Source organism: Novosphingobium organovorum (assembly GCF_022832435.1).
GTDB classification, from domain to species: domain Bacteria; phylum Pseudomonadota; class Alphaproteobacteria; order Sphingomonadales; family Sphingomonadaceae; genus Novosphingobium; species Novosphingobium organovorum.
In genome coordinates, this window is record NZ_JALHLF010000201.1 from 1 (window position 1) to 3,414 (window position 3,414).

A 3,414-nucleotide genomic window follows, 5' to 3' on the forward strand; every position below is an offset into this window, starting at 1 on the left:
AGCAGGCTCCGCGCTCGCCGCAGCCTCGCCCGCCGGGGCCGGAGGCGTCGCGCGATTCGGGGCCGGACCGGCCCCCGCCAGCTTCTCCCGCATATGATCGAGAAAGGCGGCCGGACAGATCGTCTGGAACGCGCTGCACACCTGGTCGAGCGCGGCGGGCTCGACCGCGTAGAACACCAGCTTGGCCTCGCGCCGGGCGCTGACCAGGCCTGCGTTGCGCAGCACCGACAGCTGCTGCGAGAGCGTGGGCTGGCCGATCCCGGTGGCGGTCTCGATTTCGCCCACGTTGCGTTCGCCTTGCGCCACACAGGCCAGGATCTGATAGCGCAGCGGGTGTCCGATCGCCTTGATCAGCTCGATCGGCGCCTCGCCCGGCGCAACGAAAGGCGCAGGCGCCGACGGGGTTTCGGGGGCGCTCGTCATCATTCACACTCCTTGAGAAACCAGCCCGCCGGATCGGCGGCATCGAGCACGCTTTCGAGCGTGGGCTCGGGCGGCTCGAACAGCGCGTCGCCCACCTGCCAGCCTTCGGGCGGCAGGCCCTTGCCCGCATCGGCCACCTGCAGCGCGGTGACGAGACGCACGATCTCGGCGACCGAACGGCCGACTTCGACCGGGTAGGCGACGATCGCGCGAATCGTCTGTGCCGGATCGATCACGAAGACGGTGCGCACTGCCCCGGCATCGGGCGCGTCGGGCGCGACCATGCCGTAAGCGCGGCCGATGACCATGGTCGGGTCCTCGACGATGGGAAAGCGCACTTCGACATCGTAGTGGTCCCGAATGGCGCGCACCCAGGCGAAGTGCGAGAACAGGCTGTCCACCGAAAGCGCCAGGATCGCGCAATCGCGCGCAGCGAATTCCGCCTCGGCCCGCGCGAAAGCGACGAATTCGGACGTGCACACCGGGGTAAAATCGGCTGGGTGCGAGAAGAACACGAGCCAGCGCCCGGCGTAGTCGCGCAGCGAAACCGGACCTTGCGTGCTGCGGGCGGTGAAGGCGGGCGCGGCATCGCCGATGCGCAGCGCGGCCGATGCGATGGGGTTGGGTTCGTCCATGGATTCGCTGTAGCGCGGATTTCTCCTTGACGCAATACAATTACATAATTACATAAAGTGAAAACACGGAGAAGCCCATGTCCGAGTCCCCCCGCCTGCCCGACGCGCTGAGCCTGGCCGCCACGCAGATCGAAACCACGCGCGTCCATCCCGCGAGCCACCCCTCCATCGCGGCCTTTTTCGACGAAGCCACCTTCACCGTGTCCTACGTCGTCCACGACCCGGCGAGCGGTGAGGCCGCGATCATCGACTCGGTCCTCGACTACGAGGCCGCCGCGGGCCGCACCACGCACCGCTCGGCCGACCGCATCGTCGACTATGTCACCTCGCACGATCTGAAAGTGACCTGGCTGATCGAGACCCACGCCCACGCCGACCATCTTTCAGCCGCGCCCTACCTCCAGCAAAAGCTCGGCGGCAAGCTGGCGATCGGCAAGGACATCGTGCGCGTACAGGACGTCTTCGGAAAGCTGTTCAACGCCGGGACCGAATTCGAACGCGACGGCTCGCAGTTCGACCACCTCTTCGCCGATGGCGAACGCTTCGCGATCGGCGCGCTCGAAGGCATCGCGCTGCACGTGCCCGGCCACACGCCGGCGGACATGGCCTATGTCATCGGCGACGCCGCCTTCGTGGGCGACACGCTGTTCATGCCCGACTACGGCACCGCACGGGCCGATTTTCCCGGCGGCGACGCGCGCCAGCTCTACCGCTCGATCCGCCGCCTGCTCTCGCTCCCGCGCGAAACGCGGCTGTTCCTGTGCCACGACTACAAGGCGCCGGGACGCGACACCTTCGCCTGGGAAAGCACCGTGGGCGCCCAGCGCGACGCCAACGTCCACGTCCACGATGGCGTAAGCGAGGACGATTTCGTGGCCATGCGCAGCGCGCGCGACGCAACGCTGGCGATGCCCAACCTCATCCTCCCCTCGGTCCAGGTGAATATCCGCGGTGGCCACCTGCCCGAACCCGAGGACAACGGCGTGTCCTACATCAAGATCCCCGTCAACGCGATCTGAGCCGGACGGCCGCAGGCAAGCCCCCCGGCCCCCGCGCTGCGACCAAGCCCCCCCTTCCGGCCGGAACGAAGGACCTCCCATGATCGAATGGTTCCTCCATACCTTCCCCCACGCCCAGCCGCTTCGCGGCCTTGCCGGTGGTATCCTGATCGGCCTTGCCGGTGCGCTGATGCTGCTTGGCGCGGGGCGCATCGCGGGCATCAGCGGGCTGACCGCGCGGGTCACCGGGCTGGCCAAGGGCGGCGCGCCCTGGCCGCTCGCCGCGCTGTTCATCGCCGGCTTGCCGCTTGGCGCGCTGATCGTCGCGGCGCTGACCGGCCCGATCCCGGCGCAGTTTCCCACCTCGCTGATCGTCCTCACCCTCGCCGGGGTCATCACCGGGATCGGCACGCGGCTGGGCAGCGGATGCACCAGCGGCCACGGCGTCTGCGGGCTCTCGCGACTTTCACCGCGTTCGATCGTCGCCACGCTCACTTTCATCGCGGCGGGTATGGTGACCGTCGCGCTCGTCAACGCGCTCACCGCAGGAGGCTGACATGCGCCATCTGATCGGCCTTTTCTCCGGCCTGCTGTTCGGCGCCGGGCTCGCGCTTTCGGGCATGATGGACCCGGCGCGGGTGCGCGGTTTCCTTGATGTCGCGGGCCACTGGGACCCGACGCTGGCCTTCGTAATGGGCGGCGCGGTGCTGGTCATGGCGCTCGCCTGGGCGATCCAGCGGCGGATGCATCGGCCCGCGCTGTGCGAGGAATTCGCGCTGCCCGGAACGCGCCTCATCGACGCCCGGCTGATCGGCGGCGCGGCGCTGTTCGGGGTGGGCTGGGGCCTTGGCGGGCTGTGTCCCGGCCCGGCGATCGCATCGCTCGTATTCCACCCGCTTGACGCCAGCGTGTTCGTGGTCGCGATGCTCGCCGGGATGGCGCTGTTCCGCCTGGCGGACCGGCCCCACACCTGAAACCGTCCTAAATTCCGTAAAAACAATAAGATCGCAGGAGAAGTCCGCATGCAATTGAGGCAATTCGAGCCCGAACTCTTCATCTCGGGCCAGATCACCCCGGCCGACATCGAAGCCGCAGCGAAGGCGGGCATCCGCACCATCGTGTGCAACCGCCCCGATGGCGAAGAGCCCGGCCAGCCCGCCTTCGAAACACTGGCCCGCGCCGCACAGGAGCTCGGGATCGAGACGCTCTACCTGCCGGTCGGCGGCGATCGCACCGCGCAGGACCAGGCCGCGGCCTTCGCCGAGGCGCTCGCCACGCGGCCGCGGCCGATGCTTGCCTTCTGCCGCACCGGAAACCGTTCGCAGATGGTCACCGCCGCCGCCCGCGCCCTGCCCCGC

Annotated in this window: 6 protein-coding genes; 4 read left to right on the forward strand and 2 right to left on the reverse strand. The window is 68.8% G+C overall.

Annotated features, from left to right (window positions below):
* On the reverse strand, positions 1–426 hold a 426-nt coding region (locus tag MTR62_RS20470; protein WP_244024427.1), incomplete at its 3' end, for an ArsR/SmtB family transcription factor.
* Positions 423–1,058 carry a peroxiredoxin gene (locus tag MTR62_RS20475; RefSeq protein ID WP_244024429.1) on the reverse strand — a complete coding sequence of 212 codons (636 nt, stop codon included), beginning with the start codon at positions 1,056–1,058 and terminating at the stop codon, positions 423–425. The genes MTR62_RS20475 and MTR62_RS20470, both read right to left, overlap by 4 nt.
* A 77-nt stretch (positions 1,059–1,135) precedes the next feature.
* Between MTR62_RS20475 and MTR62_RS20480 the strand changes: the two genes are divergently transcribed.
* The 4 genes from MTR62_RS20480 to MTR62_RS20495 form a co-directional block, all read left to right on the forward strand.
* On the forward strand, positions 1,136–2,077 hold the full coding sequence (locus tag MTR62_RS20480) for an MBL fold metallo-hydrolase (RefSeq protein ID WP_244024431.1): 942 nt from the start codon (positions 1,136–1,138) through the stop codon (positions 2,075–2,077).
* 79 nt (positions 2,078–2,156) lie between these two features.
* Positions 2,157–2,612, forward strand: coding sequence for a YeeE/YedE family protein (locus tag MTR62_RS20485; RefSeq protein ID WP_244024433.1), 456 nt, complete (start codon positions 2,157–2,159; stop codon positions 2,610–2,612).
* A gap of 1 nt (position 2,613) precedes the next feature.
* Positions 2,614–3,030 carry a DUF6691 family protein gene (locus MTR62_RS20490; protein ID WP_244024435.1) on the forward strand — a complete coding sequence of 139 codons (417 nt, stop codon included), beginning with the start codon at positions 2,614–2,616 and terminating at the stop codon, positions 3,028–3,030.
* A 48-nt stretch (positions 3,031–3,078) separates the two neighbouring features.
* A partial coding sequence (locus tag MTR62_RS20495; RefSeq protein WP_244024437.1) for a TIGR01244 family sulfur transferase occupies positions 3,079–3,414 on the forward strand: 336 nt, incomplete at its 3' end.